Source organism: Amycolatopsis sp. A1MSW2902 (genome assembly GCF_017312175.1).
Taxonomy (GTDB): Bacteria; Actinomycetota; Actinomycetes; order Mycobacteriales; family Pseudonocardiaceae; genus Amycolatopsis; species Amycolatopsis nivea.
Genome location: NZ_QJPO01000001.1, coordinates 1,153,007 through 1,169,778, shown reverse-complemented (window position 1 = coordinate 1,169,778; position 16,772 = coordinate 1,153,007). Strand labels below are relative to the sequence as shown.

The 16,772-nt window shown below is 69.9% G+C and carries 15 protein-coding genes; 6 read left to right on the top strand and 9 right to left on the bottom strand.

All coding sequences use genetic code 11. The annotated features are described in order from the left end of the window. Positions 1-967: 967 nt before the first annotated feature. The 4 genes from DMP23_RS05440 to DMP23_RS05425 all read right to left on the bottom strand — a co-directional run bounded on the left by DMP23_RS05440 (position 968) and on the right by DMP23_RS05425 (position 4,341). Positions 968-1,861: an amino acid ABC transporter permease gene (locus DMP23_RS05440; protein ID WP_134730264.1), complete on the bottom strand. Its 894-nt coding sequence runs from the start codon at positions 1,859-1,861 to the stop codon at positions 968-970. Beyond that, positions 1,858-2,505: an amino acid ABC transporter permease gene (locus DMP23_RS05435; protein ID WP_037809751.1), complete on the bottom strand. Its 648-nt coding sequence runs from the start codon at positions 2,503-2,505 to the stop codon at positions 1,858-1,860. The genes DMP23_RS05440 and DMP23_RS05435 overlap by 4 nt, the downstream gene beginning before the upstream one ends. Positions 2,506-2,589: 84 nt before the next feature. Beyond that, positions 2,590-3,495, bottom strand: coding sequence for a glutamate ABC transporter substrate-binding protein (locus DMP23_RS05430; protein ID WP_037809752.1), 906 nt, complete (start codon positions 3,493-3,495; stop codon positions 2,590-2,592). A 117-nt stretch (positions 3,496-3,612) separates the two neighbouring features. Beyond that, positions 3,613-4,341 carry an amino acid ABC transporter ATP-binding protein gene (locus DMP23_RS05425; RefSeq protein WP_199817444.1) on the bottom strand — a complete coding sequence of 243 codons (729 nt, stop codon included), beginning with the start codon at positions 4,339-4,341 and terminating at the stop codon, positions 3,613-3,615. A 280-nt stretch (positions 4,342-4,621) separates the two neighbouring features. On the opposite strand from DMP23_RS05425, the gene DMP23_RS05420 reads away from it, so the two are divergent. Together DMP23_RS05420 and DMP23_RS05415 are read left to right on the top strand one after the other, a co-directional pair. Continuing rightward, positions 4,622-5,290 (top strand): response regulator transcription factor, encoded by a 669-nt coding sequence (locus tag DMP23_RS05420; RefSeq protein WP_037809755.1) that lies wholly within the window; start codon positions 4,622-4,624, stop codon positions 5,288-5,290. Between the two features lie 3 nt (positions 5,291-5,293). Further along, complete coding sequence (locus DMP23_RS05415; RefSeq protein ID WP_337820337.1) at positions 5,294-6,679, top strand: sensor histidine kinase; 1,386 nt, start codon at positions 5,294-5,296, stop codon at positions 6,677-6,679. On the opposite strand, the gene DMP23_RS05410 is transcribed toward DMP23_RS05415, so the two are convergent. Then, on the bottom strand, positions 6,676-7,593 hold the full coding sequence (locus tag DMP23_RS05410; protein ID WP_037809759.1) for a TAXI family TRAP transporter solute-binding subunit: 918 nt from the start codon (positions 7,591-7,593) through the stop codon (positions 6,676-6,678). The two genes, DMP23_RS05415 and DMP23_RS05410, sit on opposite strands and share 4 nt — an antisense overlap. A 19-nt stretch (positions 7,594-7,612) precedes the next feature. Continuing rightward, positions 7,613-8,326: a heparin lyase I family protein gene (locus DMP23_RS05405; protein WP_337820336.1), complete on the bottom strand. Its 714-nt coding sequence runs from the start codon at positions 8,324-8,326 to the stop codon at positions 7,613-7,615. A 233-nt stretch (positions 8,327-8,559) separates the two neighbouring features. Between DMP23_RS05405 and miaB the strand changes: the two genes are divergently transcribed. Together miaB and DMP23_RS05395 are read left to right on the top strand one after the other, a co-directional pair. Beyond that, the gene (gene miaB / locus DMP23_RS05400; protein WP_337820335.1) at positions 8,560-10,041 is read left to right on the top strand and encodes a tRNA (N6-isopentenyl adenosine(37)-C2)-methylthiotransferase MiaB; all 1,482 of its coding nucleotides are present in this window, start codon (positions 8,560-8,562) and stop codon (positions 10,039-10,041) included. Next, a complete protein-coding gene (locus DMP23_RS05395; RefSeq protein WP_037809765.1) occupies positions 10,038-10,514 on the top strand; it encodes an Rv2732c family membrane protein in 477 nt (158 codons plus the stop codon). Before miaB ends, DMP23_RS05395 begins: the two co-directional genes overlap by 4 nt. A 60-nt stretch (positions 10,515-10,574) precedes the next feature. On the opposite strand, the gene DMP23_RS05390 is transcribed toward DMP23_RS05395, so the two are convergent. Then, a complete protein-coding gene (locus DMP23_RS05390; protein ID WP_037809767.1) occupies positions 10,575-11,888 on the bottom strand; it encodes a DUF349 domain-containing protein in 1,314 nt (437 codons plus the stop codon). A 225-nt stretch (positions 11,889-12,113) separates the two neighbouring features. On the opposite strand from DMP23_RS05390, the gene miaA reads away from it, so the two are divergent. Next, the gene (miaA, locus tag DMP23_RS05385) at positions 12,114-13,034 is read left to right on the top strand and encodes a tRNA (adenosine(37)-N6)-dimethylallyltransferase MiaA (RefSeq protein WP_037809770.1); all 921 of its coding nucleotides are present in this window, start codon (positions 12,114-12,116) and stop codon (positions 13,032-13,034) included. A 9-nt stretch (positions 13,035-13,043) separates the two neighbouring features. Further along, positions 13,044-13,877 (top strand): diaminopimelate epimerase, encoded by an 834-nt coding sequence (dapF, locus tag DMP23_RS05380; RefSeq protein ID WP_134730254.1) that lies wholly within the window; start codon positions 13,044-13,046, stop codon positions 13,875-13,877. Positions 13,878-13,931: 54 nt separating this feature from the next. Here dapF and DMP23_RS05375 read toward each other — a convergent pair whose 3' ends face one another. After that, a complete protein-coding gene (locus DMP23_RS05375) occupies positions 13,932-14,246 on the bottom strand; it encodes a putative quinol monooxygenase (RefSeq protein ID WP_043829343.1) in 315 nt (104 codons plus the stop codon). 10 nt (positions 14,247-14,256) lie between these two features. Next, the gene (gene valS, locus DMP23_RS05370) at positions 14,257-16,764 is read right to left on the bottom strand and encodes a valine--tRNA ligase (protein WP_337820334.1); all 2,508 of its coding nucleotides are present in this window, start codon (positions 16,762-16,764) and stop codon (positions 14,257-14,259) included. Between the last annotated feature and the right edge of the window lie 8 nt (positions 16,765-16,772).

Sequence of the window (16,772 nt, the reverse complement as noted above, 5' to 3'; positions counted from 1 at the left end):
GGCGATACTGAGCGTGCTCGTTCGCAGGCGGCGGGCCTGCGACGTTGCCGACAGCAGCCTTGCTCCCCGCGAACGACGGGCATGCACAGTGCCGACAGTGGCCTTGCCCGTTCGGAGACCGCTGGCCGGGGCTCTCGCAGACGCGGTCCACTACGCGCATGCGCTGCGGGCGTATTCAGTTGTGGGTGGGCAATAGGCAGTCCTCCTGGCGGCTGATGAGTCTGGTCGTGATGGCGGATCACCGGGACGGCCCCAGCGCCCTGCTCCCGGCAGCTGGCTCCCGAGCGGCACGCCGCGATTCCCAGACAGCGTGATCTCACCGCGCGCAGGCAAGATCGCACCGACCAATGCGCTGGCCAACGCACTGGGAGAGAAAGGGAATCGCGACGGCCGCCACGAGAACGCTCGCGGGCTCACATCACATGCGATGTACTTACTTCAACAAAACCAACGCTAGCACCACCCACGACCGGACGGCATCACTCGATCGGCTCGACCACGGCGGGGCCGATTTCCGTTGCGGTCAAAGGACTTCCCGGAAGGACAAGAAACAATGATCACCGGCGCCCACGTCATCCTCTACAGCAAAGACGCAGCAGCAGACCGAGAGTTCCTCAGGAACGTACTGGACCTAGGAAACGTAGACGCAGGCGACGGCTGGCTCATTTTCCGTCTGCCCCCAACAGAACTAGCCGTGCACCCAACCGAAGGAGCGCCGCACCAAGAGCTCTACCTGATGTGCGACGACCTAGCCGAAACAGTCCGGCAGCTGACCGCGAAGGGAGCCGGAGTGGAGAGCGAGGCGACCGCAGCATCCTGGGGCACCCGAGCATCGATCCGCCTCCCCAGCGGCAGCGTGCTGCCCCTGTACCAGCCGCGGCACCCGACAGCGCACGGCTGAAACAAGAAACCCCCGGCGCCGCAAGGAAAGCAGCGCCAGGGGTTTCAAGAGAAACGGAACGAACCGTCAGCCAGGTCCAGCGCCACCGATCACGTTGCTGCCCGCGGCAGCGGTGAGCCCCGCCTGCTCGATGCCGGCGTCCGTGTCGATGTGCTTCTTGCTGCGCCGGTTGCGCCGCTCCAGGTACGTCGCGAGCGCGGTCAGCAGCAGGCACATCGCGATGTAGATCGCGGCGGCCACGAGGGTCGACGGGACGATCGGGCGGCCGAAGGCGCCCTGGCTGCCGATGTAGCGGGCGTAGTACAGCAGCTCCGGGTACGTCACGAGGAAGCCGAGCGCGGTGTCCTTGAGCAGCACGACCAGCTGGCTGATGATCGTCGGCAGCATCGCGCGCAGCGCCTGCGGCAGCAGAACCGTGAACATCACCTGGGTCTTGCGCATGCCGAGCGCGTACGCGGCTTCGCTCTGGCCCTTCGGCAGGGACAGGATGCCCGCGCGGAACACTTCCGCCAGCACCGAGCCGTTGTACAGCGTCAGGCCGAGCACCACCGCGAACAGCGGCGACGTGTCGACGCCGAGGGTCGGGAGGCCGTAGTAGAACAGGAACATCAGGATCAGCAGCGGGATCGCGCGGAAGAACTCCACGACGAACGTGCAGATCCCGCGCACCCACGCGTGGTCGGACAGCCGTCCGGCGGCGAAGACCGCGCCGAACACGATGGCCAGCACCGCGCCCAGTGCGAAGGCCTTCACGGTCGCCAGCACGGCGTTCGCGAGGTCGCTTTGCACCTGGGAGTACTGCAGCCACTCCCATTTGCGGCCGGCGAACTGGCCGCTGTCGACGAAGCGGTAGACGATGAACGCGATCAGCGCCGCGACCACGACGATGCCCAGCACCGCGTAAATCCGGTGCCGCACCCGTGCTTTCGGGCCCGGAGTGTCGAAAAGAACTGTGCTCATCGGGCCACGCTCCAGCGCTTCTCCAGGCTGCGCTGCACCAGCGACAGCACCGACACGAGGATGATGAAGCCGAGTGCCACCCACAGCAGCGCGATCATCTGGTTGTCGCCGCGCTCGGACACGTACTGCCGGATCGCGCCGGCCTCGGCGACCGAGAACCCGCTGGCGATCGTCGTGTTCTTCAGCAGCGCGATGAGCATGCTGACGAGCGGCGGGACGACCGACCGCAGCGCCTGCGGGAGGACGATGCCGCCGAGGATCTGCCCGGACGACAGGCCCAGCGCGCGGCCCGCCTCGGCCTGGCCGATCGGCACCGTGTTGATGCCCGAGCGCACGACCTCGCAGATGAACGCCGACGTGTAGATCGTCAGCGCCACCGCGGCGGTCGGGAAGTAGTCGATCTTGACGATGTCGAGCAGCGGGTAGGCGAACACAAGGAACGCGAACACCAGCGTCAGCGGCGTGTTGCGCAGGACGGTGACGTAGGTCGTGCCGATCGCGCGCAGCACCGGGACCGGGCTCACCCGCAGCATCGCGAGGATCGTGCCCAGCACCAGGCTGCACGCCCCCGCGATCAGGAACAGTTCGATCGTGGTGAGAAAGAACGGACCGAAGAGGTCCAGATTGTCGAGCAGGACGTCCATGGAGCCTTCCCCGCGTCCGTGTGCCGATAGTGGGTGTACCGCGGCCGGTGGGCGAAAGCTTCGCCCACCGGCCGCCGGGTCAGATCAGTACCGCTCGATGGCAGGCGGCGTCGCGGGCGCGCCGGACTTGCCGAGGGTCGCGTCGTAGATCTTCTTCCAGGTGCCGTTGGTCTCGGCGGCCTGCAGCAGGTCGTCGATCTTGTCGCGCAGCACCTTGTCGTCCTTGTTCAGGCCGATGCCGTAGGGCTCCTTCGAGAACGGCTTGCCGACGACCTTGAAGGTGTCCGGGTCCTGCGCCGCGTAGCCCTTGAGGATCGCGTCGTCGGTGGTGACCGCGTCGACGTCCTTCGTCTGCAGCTTCTCGACGCACTGCGAGTACTTCTGGAACTCGACGATCTGGTCGGTCAGCTTCTGCTCGCGCACGCGCTGGATCGGGGTCGACCCGGTGACCGAGCAGACCTTCTTGCCCTTCAGCGTCTCCGGGCCGGTGATCGAGTTGTCGTCCTTGCGCACCAGCAGGTCCTGCCCGGCCTGGAAGTACGGGCCGGCGAACGACACGAGCTTCTTGCGCTTGTCGCTGATGGTGTAGGTGCCGACGTAGAGGTCGACCTGGCCGTTGGAGATGGCCTGCTCGCGGGCGCCCGAGTCGACCGTCGTGTACTTGATCTTGTCCTCGCTGAAGCCGAGGCCCGCCGCGACCATCCGGGCGATCTCGATGTCGAAGCCCTGGAACTTGCCGGTCTTCGGGTCCTTCTGGCCCAGCTCGGGCTGGTCGTCCTTGACGCCGATGGTGATCGTGCCCGCGTTCTTGATCTTCGTGAAGGTCGGCGAGCCGTCGAGCTTGACGTCCTTGGCCACCTCGTAGGTGGGCAGCGGCGCGGCGCTCGCGTTGTTGTCCCCGCCGGGGCCGGCCGGGGTGCCTTCCTTGCCGCAGGCCGTGAGCAGCAGCCCGCCGGCGAGCAGAGCGGCCGCGAGGGTGCGGATCCTCATGTCAGTCTCTCCAATATCTGTCCGGGAAACATCTGTCCGGGAACGTCGGGACCGGTCCGGGTACGGCCGATCACAGCCATCCCGGACGCGGGGCGCCGGGGGATTCCCCCGAACGGGTCAGTGGGTCAGGATCTTGCCGAGGAAGTCCTTCGCGCGGTCGGACTTCGGCTTGGTGAAGAACTCCTCCGGCGTCGTGTCCTCGACGATCTCGCCGTCGGCCATGAAGATGACCCGGTCGGCGGCGCGGCGCGCGAAGCCCATCTCGTGGGTGACCACGAGCATGGTCATGCCGTCCTTCGCCAGGCCGGTCATCACGTCCAGCACCTCCTGGACCATTTCCGGGTCCAGCGCCGAGGTCGGCTCGTCGAACAGCATCACCTTGGGCTTCATCGCGAGCGCGCGGGCGATCGCGACGCGCTGCTGCTGGCCGCCGGACAGCTGGGCGGGGTACTTGTCGGCCTGGTTCGCGATGCCGACGCGCTCGAGCAGTTCCATCGCGGTCTTGCGGGCCTCGGCCTGCGCGGTCTTGCGCACCTTCACCGGCGCGAGCATGACGTTCTCGAGGATCGTCTTGTGCGCGAACAGGTTGAACTGCTGGAAGACCATCCCGACGTCGGCGCGCAGCGAGGCGAGCGCCTTGCCCTCCTCGGGCAGCGGCACGCCGTCGACGGCGATCTCGCCGGAGTTGATCGGCTCGAGCCGGTTGATCGCGCGGCACAGCGTCGACTTGCCCGACCCGGACGGCCCGAGCACGACGACGACCTGGCCGCGCGGCACCTCGAGCGTGATCTCGCGCAGCACGTGCAGCTCGCCGAAGTACTTGTTCACGGCGGCCGCCTTGATCATCGGCGTCGCCACCTCGGTGGTCATCGTGGCCTCCAGAGCTCCGTTGGTCGTCGGCGTCCGCGGAACCGGGGTTCCGCAACGCTTGCGGAAACCTACTACCGGGACATCTCTTGTAAAGACGGCTTGAGCAATACTTAGGGTTTCAACTACGTATCGGATGCGGCCGTCGTGGCGGCGTTCAGCCTAGTCCGGACTGTGGCGGCCGCCACGCACCGTGTCCGCGGGGCGTGGCGCCCTAGAGTCCGGCTACCGTGGTCTGGATCACCGGGGAGGAGCAAGCGTGCGCGTGCTGCTGGTGGAAGACGACGACCGGGTCGCCGGGGCGCTCGTGCCCGCGCTGGTCCGCCGAGGGCTCACCATGCAGCGGCTGCCGTCCGGGGCCGGAGTGCTCGACCGGGTCCACGACGTCGACGTGATCCTGCTCGACCTGGGGCTTCCCGACGTCGACGGCGTGGTGCTGTGCCGGCAGATCCGCGCGGTCAGCGACGTCGCGGTGATCGTCGTGTCCGCGCGCGGCGAGGTGAACGACCGGGTGCACGGCCTGCGCGCCGGTGCCGACGACTACCTGGTCAAGCCGTACGACGTGGAGGAGCTGCTCGCGCGCGTCGAAGCGGTGCGCCGGCGGCGGGTCGAACGGCCCGCGCCGTCCGTGCCGGTGGTGGAGGTCGGCGACGTCCGGATCGACCTCGCCCGGTACGAGGTGCTGGTGGCGGGTGAGCCGATCGCGTTGTCCCGCAAGGAGTTCCAGGTGCTCGCGCTGGTCGCGGCGGCGGGCGGTGCGGTGTGCTCGCGCGAACAGGTGCTGAACGAGGTGTGGGGGCACCGCGGCGCGGCCGAGAGCCGTTCGCTGGACGTCCATGTCGCCACCTTGCGCACCAAACTCGGCCGTCCGGCGCTGATCGAGACGGTGCGCGGCGTCGGCTACCGGCTGGGCAACGGACGGGACTGACCGGTGCGCGTCCGGCTGCAGGGCATCGTCGTCACGCTCGTCGCCCTGCTCGTGTTCGGGCTCGGCATCCCGCTCGCGCTCAGCATCGCGAGCAGCCTCCAGCAGAAGCTGTTCCTCGACCGGCTCACCGACACCTCGCGGTTCGCCTCGCTCGCCCAGCGTCCGCTGCTCGACAACGAGCTCGGGCTGCTGGAACCCAAACTGCGCCGGTACACCGAGGTCTACGGCGTGAAAGTGGTCGTGGTGAACCAGGACGGCGAGCCGGTGCTGAGCTCGGTGGGCGGCGCCGTCGACCGGACCGCGATCCGGGTGCCGGTGAACGAGGCGCTCGCCGCCCGTCCGCCCGAGGCCGGGCCGTTGCTGATGCCGTGGGCGAGCAAACCGCTGGTGCTGGCCGAGCCGATCCTGATCGACGGCGAGGTGCGCGGCGCGGTGGTGACGGAGTCCGCGACCGATCACGTCCGCACCCAGTTGCTGTGGCAGTGGCTGCTGCTGGCGGCGTGCGCGCTGGTCGCGTTCGGGCTCGCGCTGCTCGTGGCGCTGCCGGTGGTGCGCTGGACGTTGCGCCCGGTCCGGCGGCTGGACGAGGCGACCGGCGCGCTGGTCGCGTCCGTGGTCAGCGGCCGGGAAGCGGAGCCGGTGGGGGAGAGCGGCGGCCCGCCGGAGCTGCGGCAGCTGGGACGGTCGTTCGACCGGATGGCGGCGAGTGTGTCGGAAGCGCTGGCCGCGCAGCGCGCGTTCGTCGCCGACGCCTCGCATCAGCTGCGCAATCCGTTGACCGCGTTGAAGATCCGGCTGGGCAACCTCGACGGCCAGGTCACCGACGAAGCCGCGGCGGCCGATCTCGAAGCGGCGCAGGTGGACGCCAAGCGGCTGAACCAGATCCTCGACGAGCTGCTGTCCATGGCCCGCGCGGAGTCCGCCGGCGGCGAGCTGGTTTCCGAAGACCTCGCCGAGGTGATCGCCGATCGCGTCGCCGACTGGTCGGTGGTCGGGGCGGCCCGCGAGGTCTCGCTGGAGAGTGCGGTGGACGTCGACGGCGCGCGCGTGCTCGTGCCGCCGAGGGGGCTGGAGGTCGTGCTCGACGCGTTGCTGGACAACGCGCTCAAGTTCAGCCCTTCCGGTACTTCCGTCGAGGTGGCCGCGAGCGTTGCCGAGGACCGGGTGACGGTTTCGGTGCGCGACCACGGGCCCGGACTGCGCGAGGACGAGCTGGAGCGGGCGGTCGACCGGTTCTGGCGGAGCACGGCGCATCAGAACGTGCCCGGATCGGGGCTGGGGCTGGCGATCGTGACCGAGATCGTCCGGCATTCAGGCGGGGAGATCCAGCTGTCCCTGCCGGACGGCGGCGGGTTGCGGATCGCGATGGACTTCCCGGTCGCGCGCTAGACCTTCTCCGCGCGGTAATACGCCAGCGCGCCGGGATGCAACGGCAGCGGTCCGGTCTCGATGCCCGGATGCACGTCGATCGACAGGGCCGCCCGGTTGACCGCCGCGAGCTGCGGGCGGGCGTCGTACAGGCCCTTCGTGAGCGCCTCGGCGACGTCGGCGGACATCGAGGTGGGCACGACCAGGAAGTTCGGCACCACGAGCGTCGTGACCGGGCCGGGCTGGTCGTAGGTGCTGCCGGGGATGGTCGCGGTGCCGTACACCGGGCTGAACCGCTGCATGCCCGGCATCAGGTTGGACATGTCGAGCAGCCGCAGCCCGACCTTGCGGTTGTACTCGGTGATCAGCGGCGTCGGCAGCCCGCCGGACCAGAACATCGCGTCGACCTTGCGGTTCTCCAGCGCGGTGAGCGAGTCCTCCAGGCTCAGCTGGTTGACCGAGACCGCGCCTTTCAGCCCGGCTACCTGCAGCACCCGGTCGGCGATGTATTCGACGCCCGACTCCGGGGAGCCGACCGCGATGTGGCGGCCGCGCAGCATGGAGACCGACGTGTACGGCGAGTCCTTGCGGACGACGATGTGCAGGTAGTCGTCGTGGATGCGGGCCAGCGCGGCGAGCTTGCCGGGGTGCGCGGCCGCCGCGTCCGCGGCCAGGTCCGCGGCGACGAACGCGACATCCGCGCCCCCGGAAAGCACTCGGTTGAGGTTGTCGCGCGACCCCTGGGTGGCGAGCACCTCGGGCGTCTCGATGCCGAGTTCGCCCGCCCACGCCGACGCCAGCGGCCCGGCCAGATCGTGGTAGACGCCGCCCACCGACCCGGCCGCGACGCGCAGGTGCAGGTTCGCGAAGCTCGGCCCGCACCCGCTCAGCAGCACCGTGAGCACTGCCAGCGCCGCCGTCAGCCTCCATCGCATGCAGCGATGGTGCCAGAGGTCAGCCGGTGACGTCGGCCAGGCTGTCGCCCATCCGGATCTTGCTGAACCACTGCGTCGCCGTCTCGTCGGCCTGGTGGTAGACGCCCCACTTCAGGTAGTTCCGCGTTCCGTCGATCGTGGTTCCGGTGTAGGTGGTGGACCCGTCGGAGAACGTCTGCCGTTTGCCGTCGAACCAGAACTGGATGGTGCCCTGGGTGCGGTCGGTCGAGATCCGGAACGCGATGTCGTGCCACTCGTCGTTCGAGACCGGCGCGTTCCACAGCTTGACGCTGGTGTGGTCGGTCGTCCACTCCTCCAGCTGGAGTTTGCCGCCGGAGATCTTGAGGACGATCGGATGGTTCGCGGTGCCGGTGCTCGGGCTGCATTTCAGCTGGAACACGTAGCGGCTGGTGGAGTCGGTGATCCGGTACTTCGACGACCAGCCGAGGTAGAACGTCTTGCCCGCGGCGAGATCCGGGCCGACCGCCTCGCAGCGCTCCTCCTGGGCGAGCTGCTCCGCGACCCACACCTTGCCCTTCGCGGCGTCGGTCGCGGTCTTGAAGTGGCCGTCGGCGCACTGGACCGAGTTGAACGCCCCGGGGCCGTCGGCGGGGTCGGCCGACCAGGTGACCGACTGCGGAACCGGTTCCGCGGCGACCGGGGCGGCCGCCAGCGCGGCGACGACGAGCGTGCTCGCGACAGCGGCCGCGGAGCAGGCGAAAACCTTGCGCACATTTCCTCCAGAGCGGCGGCGGTCCGATTCGGAACAATGGCGGTGATCTTATCTTCGGGCGGGCGCGGAAAACAATAGCGAAAATTGTTTGCCGACGACCGTTCCGGTGCATTTCCGTTCCCGGTCAACGGCACATTTCCCGATTAGCGGAATACGTGGCGGACCGCGTCGCATAACGTCCGCCGACCGGGTGCCGGGTCCGGCGCGGGACCCGGGGTTTAGGCTGGAGCGCGATGAACGCGAAAACGTACCAGATCCGCACGTTCGGCTGCCAGATGAACGTGCACGACTCCGAACGGCTCGCCGGGCAGCTCGAGGAAGCCGGCTACGTCCCCGCTCCCGGGCAGGCGAAGCCGGATCTGGTCGTGTTCAACACCTGCGCCGTGCGGGAGAACGCGGACAACAAGCTCTACGGCACCCTCGGGCACCTCCGCCCGGACAAGGTCGCCAATCCGGACATGCAGATCGCCGTCGGCGGGTGTCTCGCGCAGAAGGACCGCGGCGACATCGTCAAACGCGCGCCGTGGGTCGACGTCGTCTTCGGGACGCACAACATCGGTTCGCTGCCGGCGCTGCTGGAGCGCGCGCGGCACAACGCCGAGGCCGAGGTCGAGATCCTCGAATCGCTCGAGACGTTCCCGTCCACGCTGCCCGCGCGCCGCGAATCGTCCTATGCGAGCTGGGTGTCGGTTTCGGTCGGCTGCAACAACACCTGCACCTTCTGCATCGTGCCGTCGCTGCGCGGCAAGGAGCGCGACCGCCGTCCCGGCGAGATCCTCGCCGAGGTCGAGGCGCTGGTCGCCGAGGGCGTGCTCGAGGTGACCCTGCTGGGCCAGAACGTGAACTCCTACGGCGTCGAGTTCGGCGACCGGCTCGCGTTCGGCAAGCTGCTGCGCGCGACCGGCGGGATCGACGGGCTGGAGCGCGTGCGGTTCACCTCGCCGCATCCGGCCGCGTTCACCTCGGACGTGATCGACGCGATGGCCGAGACCCCGAACGTCTGCCACCAGCTGCACATGCCGCTGCAGTCCGGTTCGGACCGGGTGCTGCGCGAGATGCGCCGGTCGTACCGGTCGGCGCGGTTCCTGAACATCCTCGACGAGGTGCGCGCCAAGATGCCGGACGCCGCCATCACCACCGACATCATCGTCGGGTTCCCCGGCGAGACCGAGGAAGACTTCCAGGCGACGCTCGACGTCGTCCGCGCCGCGCGGTTCTCCAGCGCGTTCACCTTCCAGTACTCGAAGCGCCCCGGCACGCCCGCCGCGGAGATGGCGGACCAGCTGCCGAAGGAGGTCGTGCAGGAGCGCTACGACCGGCTGGTCGAGCTGCAGAACGAGATCTCCTGGGAAGAGAACCGCAAGCTGGTCGGCCGCCGGGTCGAGCTGCTGGTCGCCGCGGGCGAGGGGCGCAAGGACGCGGAGACGCACCGGATGAGCGGGCGCGCCCGCGACGGACGGCTGGTGCACTTCACGCCGTCCGGTTCGGCCGTCGACCGTTCGGTCCGGCCGGGCGACGTCGTGGAGACGGTGATCAGCTACGGCGCGCCGCACCACCTGGTCGCGGACGGCGACCTCCTGACCCATCGCCGCACGCGAGCGGGCGACAACGCCGAAGCCGGTCTTCGGCCCAAGACGAGCGGGGTCACCCTGGGACTGCCGGGCTTCGGAGCCCCGGCGGCGCAGCCGGCCCCGGTGAGTGGGTGTGCAGGATGAGCGAACCGGGAACGCCGGCCGAGGTCGACCGCAGGCTGAGCGACGAGATCGACGACGCGGGCCGCCGCGCCGCGCGCACGGTCGAGCTGGGCAGGCGCGGCTTCACGATCTCGGTGCTGATGTTCGTGCTGCTCGTGGCGCAGATCCTGCCGTGGGCCCAGGGCCGCGCGGGCTGGGAGACGCTGGCCGGCGAAGCGGGCGGGGTTCCGCAGCTGTTCGCCGTGACGTCCACCGGCGTCGGCGTGTTCATCGGCGCGGTCGCGCTCGTGTCGCGCCGCTGGTGGGTCGCGTGGTGCTGCGCCGCGGGCGGATGGTTCGCCTCGGTCGACGGCCTGCTGGCGATTTGGTCGCAGCAGTCCGCGCACGCCAGCGGAGCGGCAGGCGACGGCCCGGGAATCGGCATGATCGTGGCCTGGATCGCGACGATCGTCCTGGCGACGTTGTGGATGCGCACCGCGTTCTCGCGCACCTGAGCCCAACCGCATGAAAAAGGGCCGGTACCCGCGGGTACCGGCCCTTTTCGTGTCGTCGGATCAGCGATCGGCGACCGCGGCTTCCGCGGCCTCCATCCATTCCCGCCACTGGGAGGCCTGCTCCTCGGCCTTCTTCGCCCGCCGCTCGTCCCCGGCGGCCCGCGCCTTGGCGGCCTGCGATTCGAACTGCTCGACGCGCTCGCGGAACTGCGCGGCCCGCGCCTGCGCCTCCGGGTCGGTGCGGCGCCAGCGGCTGTCCTCAGCGGACTTCACCGCGTCCTGCACCGCCTTGAGCCGCCCGTCCAGTTCGCGGATGCGCTCGCGCGGGACCTTGCCGATCTCGTCCCACTGCTCCTGGATCCGGCGCAGCGCCGACTTGGCCGCCTCGAGGTTGGCCGCCACGTCGATCTTCTCGGCCTCGACCAGCAGTTCTTCCTTGCGCTGAGCGTTGCCGGCGAACTCCGCGTCGCGCTCGGAGAACACGGCCGAGCGGCGGGCGAAGAACGCGTCCTGCGCCGCGCGGAACCGCTGCCACAGCGCCTCGTCGCTGTCCTTGGGCGCGCGTCCGGCGGCCTTCCACTCGGCCATCAGGTCCTTGTACCGGCCCGCGGTGGCGCCCCAGTCGTCCGAGTCGGACAGCGCCTCGGCCTCGGCGATCAGCTCTTCCTTGCGCTGCTTCGCGCTCGCCCGCTGCTTGTCCAGCTCGGCGAAGTGCGAGCCGCGGCGGCGGTTGAACGCCTCGCGCGCCTTCGAGAAGCGCTTCCACAGCTCGTCGTCGGTCTTGCGGTCGACGCCCTTGACCGTCTTCCACTCGTCGAGGATCGCGCGCAGCCGGTCGCCCGCGGCCTTCCACTGGGTGGACTCGGCGGCGATCTTCTCCGCCTCGTCGGCCAGCGCCTGCTTCCGCGCCACGGCCGCCGCTCGCGCTTCCTCGCGCTCGTGCTTGACGTTGACCAGCGCCTTCTCCGCCAGCCCGATCACGAACTCGAGCCGCGCGGCGAGCGCCTTCAGGTCGCCGACCACGGCCGCCTCGCCGAGCCCGTCGCGGATCTGGGTGGCGCTGGAGAGGGCGTGCTTCGGGTCGCCCGCTCCGGAGTTCAGCCGCGTTTCGAGCAGTTCGACCTCGGTGCGCACGTCGTCGAAGCGGCGCGCGTAGTGCAGCAGGCCTTCCTCGGGCGTGCCTGCCTGCCAGACCCCGACCTCGCGTTCGCCGTCGGCGGTGAAGACGTAAACGGTGCCTTCCCCGTCGACCCGGCCCCAGGTGGCGGGGGCGGGCTCGGCGGGCGGCACCGGAGGCGCGGCATGGCCGGCGCCCTGCGCGTGCGGCACCGGGTGCGGTGCCGGGGTGCCGGGGGACGTGTTCTCCTGGGCCATCGCAGGCTCCTTATCGCCTGTACGCCCGCGGCTGCGGGCGCCCCGCCGCGTGAGCGGGGCCGGGTTACGCTGTTGTCGTGCTCTGCCGGGGGCATGGGGCCCCAGCGGCATTCAAGCAGCTCAGCGCGCGCCGTGGTACTGGATGAGCCGCCTGAAAGCGTTGATCCTACTTCTCCTTGACGCTCCGTGCCCGCGTCCCGCCCCGGCCGGGTACCGTTCTGCGGCGTGATCAGCCCAGCTCAACGGCCCCGTCCGGTGGCCGTCGTCGGCCCCACCGCCACCGGGAAGACAGCACTGGCCGTCGAACTCGCGCTGGCGCTGGACGGCGAGGTGGTGAACGCCGACGCGCTCCAGCTCTACCGGGGCATGGACATCGGCACCGCCAAAGCGACCGCGGAGGAACGGCGAGGGGTCCCGCACCACCTGCTGGACGTACTCGACGTGACCGAGACGGCGTCGGTCGCCGCCTATCAGCGTGACGCCCGCAGCACGATCGAGCGGATTCTCGACGCGGGCCGGGTCCCGGTGCTGACGGGCGGCTCGGGGCTGTACGTGCAAGCGGTGCTGGACGATCTCCGTTTCCCCGGCACTGACCCCGCGGTGCGCGCGCGGCTCGACGAAGAGGCCGCCGAACTCGGCACCGCCGCCCTCTACACCCGGCTGGGGGAGCGCGACCCGGTCGCGGCGGCGGCGATCCTGCCCACGAACACCCGCCGCATCGTGCGGGCGCTGGAGGTCATCGAGATCACCGGCGAGCCGTTCTCCGCGAACCTGCCGAAACCGGGTCCGGCCCGCTGGGACACCGTGCTGATCGGGGTCGACCGCGAGATCGCCGAGCTGGACGAGCGCGTCGACCTGCGGGTGGAGCGGATGTTCGAGGCCGGTCTCGTGGACGAGGTGCGCGCGTTGCTCGGCCGCGGGCTGCGGGAGGGGAAAACCGCTTCGCGGGCGCTCGGCTACCAGCAGGTGCTGGCCGAACTGGACGGCGAAGGCGACTTCGCGGCAGCCGCGGCGGCGACCGCGCAGGCCACCCGCCGGTTCGTGCGGCGGCAACGTTCCTGGTTCCGCCGGGACAAGCGGATCCGGTGGTTCGACGGCGGATCGGCGGACCTGGCCGCGCGGGTCCGCGCCGCGCTCGACCAGTAACCTGGACGCATGGGCGGCATCGAATTCCTCAAGGGCCACGGCACGCAGAACGACTTCGTGCTGCTGCCTGACGCGGCCGGCCGCCTCGACCTCACGGCGGAGCGCGTGGCGGCGCTGTGCGACCGGCAGCGGGGCCTCGGCGCGGACGGCGTGCTGCGCGTCGTGCGCGCGAAGGCGATCGGCGAAGAATCGGCCGGCGAGTGGTTCATGGACTACCGCAACGCCGACGGTTCGATCGCCGAGATGTGCGGCAACGGCACCCGCGTTTTCGCGCGCTACCTGGTGGACGCCGGTCTGGAATCGGACGGCGAGTTCGTCATCGGCACCCGGGCGGGCGACCGGCCGGTCGTCGTGCACCCGGACCGTTCGGTCACCGTGCAGATGGGCCCGGCGGCGATCACCGGCACGTCGGTCACCATGGTCGCCGGGCAGGCGTTCTCCGGCGTCGCGGTGAACGTCGGCAACCCGCACCTCGTGTCGGTCACCGACACCGACATCGCCGGGCTCGACCTGCGCGACCAGCCCGATTTCGACCACGACGTCTTCCCGGCCGGGGTCAACCTGGAGTTCGTCAACGTGCTCGGCGAGGGCGCGCTGCGGATGCGCGTCCACGAGCGCGGCGTGGGGGAGACGCGCGCCTGCGGCACCGGCACGGTCGCCGCGGTGGCCGCCTCGCTGCACCTCGCGGGCAAGGACACCGGCGAGTCCACAGTGGACATCCCGGGCGGCCGCGTGTCGGTGACGATCTCGCGCGGGGATTCGACGCTGTCCGGCCCCGCGGAGATCGTGGCCCGCGGCGAGATCGACGAGGCTTGGTGGGCTGCCGCCGGTTCGCCGCTGTGAGCGGCAAGCCGGGGTCGTAACCCGGCTCGCCGCTCAAGGCCAGCCGCGGCGGAGTCAGTTCGCCGGCGGGATTTCCCGTGGCCGGTCGTACATCCGCACATCGCGGTCGACGGTCAGCGGCAGCACGCGGCCCAGGCCGATCTCCCGGAAGTGGTCCGACTCGCGATGCGCCTTGAACGCCGCGTCGTCGGCGTACTTCTCGATGCTCACGTACCGCCCCGGCGTTTCGTCGGAGCGGAACACTTCGTACGACAGGCAGCCCGGTTCTTCGCGGCACGCGGCCGCGAACTCGTGCAGCGCCCGGCCGAACTCCTCGGAGTTCTCGGGGCTGCTGGACACATCGGCGACGACGAGCACGTAGGAATCCACGAAAACCACCCTACGGGGTCACGATCTTGGCATCGAGCGAAAAGTCGCCGTCGCGCGTGGTGATCTCGCCGATCGCCCCGGCGAGCCGGACGTCCGCGGCCACCTCGGCGAACCGGGCCAGCGTCTCCGCCGGGCCGCCCACGGTCAGCGTCTCGACCGGCGAGCGCATCGACACCTTCGCGTCCGACTTCGCCCGACGCACCGCCGCGATCACCTCGCCCGCCAGCGTCAGCAGCGACGGGTCACCGTCGACCACCGGCACCGACGGCCACGCCGCCTGGTGCACGGAACCTTTCTGCCACCACGACCAGATTTCCTCGGCGGCGAACGGCAGCACCGGCGCGAACATGCGCACCAACGCCGACAGCACCGTCCGCAGCGCCACCTGCGCCGATTCGGCTGCCTCCGCGCCGAGATCGCCGTACGCCCGGCCCTTCACCAGCTCCGCGTAGTCGTCGCAGAACGTCCAGAAGAACGTCTCGGTCACCTGTAGCGCACGCGCCTGGTCGAGCGCCTCGAACGCGGCCGTCGCTTCCTCGACCACCTTCGCCAGCGTGGCGAGCACAGACCGGTCCAGCGGCTGCGTGACGACAGATTCCGGCTGGGGGATCCCCAGCCCGAGCACGAACCGGCTCACGTTTAACAGCTTCGTCGCCAGCCGTCGCCCGACCTTCATCTGGCCTTCGTCGACCGCCGTGTCGACGCCCGGCCGCGCGCTCGCCGCCCAGTAGCGCACCGCGTCGGAACCGTGCCGCTCCAGCAGATCCGCCGGCGTGACGACGTTGCCGACCGACTTCGACATCTTCTTGCGGTCCGGATCGAGCACCCAGCCGGAGATCACCGCGTCCCGCCACGGCAGCACGCCTTCCTCCAGTTCGGCGCGGACCGCGGTGGAAAACAGCCAGGTGCGGATGATCTCGTGCGCCTGCGGCCGCAGCGAGAACGGGAACACGCGGCGGAACAGGTCGTCGTCGAGACTCCAGCGGCCGGCGATCTGCGGCGTCAGCGACGACGTCGCCCAGGTGTCCATCACGTCCGCCTCGGCGACGAAGCCGCCCGGGACGCCGCGCTGGTCTTCGGTGTAGCCCGGCGGGACATCGGTGCTCGGGTCCACCGGCAGGTTCGCGTCGTCGGGCGTCAGCACCGCGTCGTGGTCCGGCTCGCCGTCGGCGTCCAGCGGATACCAGACCGGGATCGGCACTCCGAAGAACCGCTGGCGGCTCACCAGCCAGTCGCTGGTCAGGCCCTCGACCCAGCTGCGGTAGCGGACCTGCATGTGCGGCGGGACCCAGTTCAGCTCCTCGCCGCGCTCCAGCAGTTTCGCGCGCAGCGCGTCGTCGCGGCCGCCGTTGCGCAGGTACCACTGGCGGCTCGTGACGATTTCCAGTGGCTTGTCGCCCTTTTCGTAGAACTTCACCGGATGCGTGATCGGCCTCGGCTCGCCGCGCAGCGCGCCCGCCTCGCGCAGGAGGTCCACCAGAATCTGGCGTCCAGTGTGGACAGTCTTGCCCGCCAGCGGTTCGTACTTGTCGGCCGGGACGCCGTGCGGCGGTTCTGCGCGGAATCGACCGTCGCGGCCCAGCACCGGACGCGTTTCGAGCTGCAGCGCACGCCACCAGGTGACGTCGGTGGTGTCGCCGAAGGTGCAGACCATCGCGATACCGGTGCCTTTTTCCGGATCCGCGAGGTGATGCGCGTGCACCGGCACCTCGACGCCGAAGACCGGCGTGCGCACGGTCTTCCCGAAAAGGCCTTGGTAGCGCTCGTCATCCGGATGCGCGACGAGCGCGACGCACGCGGGCAGCAATTCAGGGCGCGTGGTGGAGATGAGCACTTCCGCGCCGTCTTCCGCGGTGAACACGAGGTCGTGATACGCGCCGGGCCGTTCGCGGTCTTCCAGCTCAGCCTGCGCGACAGCGGTGCGGAAGGTGACATCCCACAGCGTCGGGGCTTCGGATTGGTACGCCTCGCCGCGCGCGAGGTTGTGCAGGAACGCGCGCTGCGAGATTTCCGTGGTCGCCGGGTCGATCGTCTGGTACGCCAGCGTCCAGTCGACCGAAAGCCCGATGCTGCGCCAGACCTCCTCGAACACCTTCTCGTCGGTTTCGGTCAGCTGGCGGCACAGTTCCACGAAATTGCGCCGGGAGACCGGAATCGCGTTCTTGCCGGGCTTTTCCGGCGGGGTGAAAGCCGGGTCGTAGGGCAGCGACGGCTCGCAGCGCACGCCGAAATGGTTCTGCACGCGGCGTTCGGTGGGCAGGCCGTTGTCGTCCCAGCCGACCGGGTAGAAGACCGAACGGCCGCGCATCCGTTGGTAGCGCGCGAGAACGTCGGTGTGCGTGTAGGAGAAGACGTGCCCGATGTGCAGCGAACCGCTCGCGGTCAGCGGCGGCGTGTCGATCGAGTAGACGTCCGGGCGCGTCCGGTCGAACCGGTATACGCCTTCGCGTTCCCACACCGGCACCCATTTGGCGGTCAGGCCGTCGACGCCGGCTTTGTGCGGGATCTTCTCGTCCATGCCCGCAC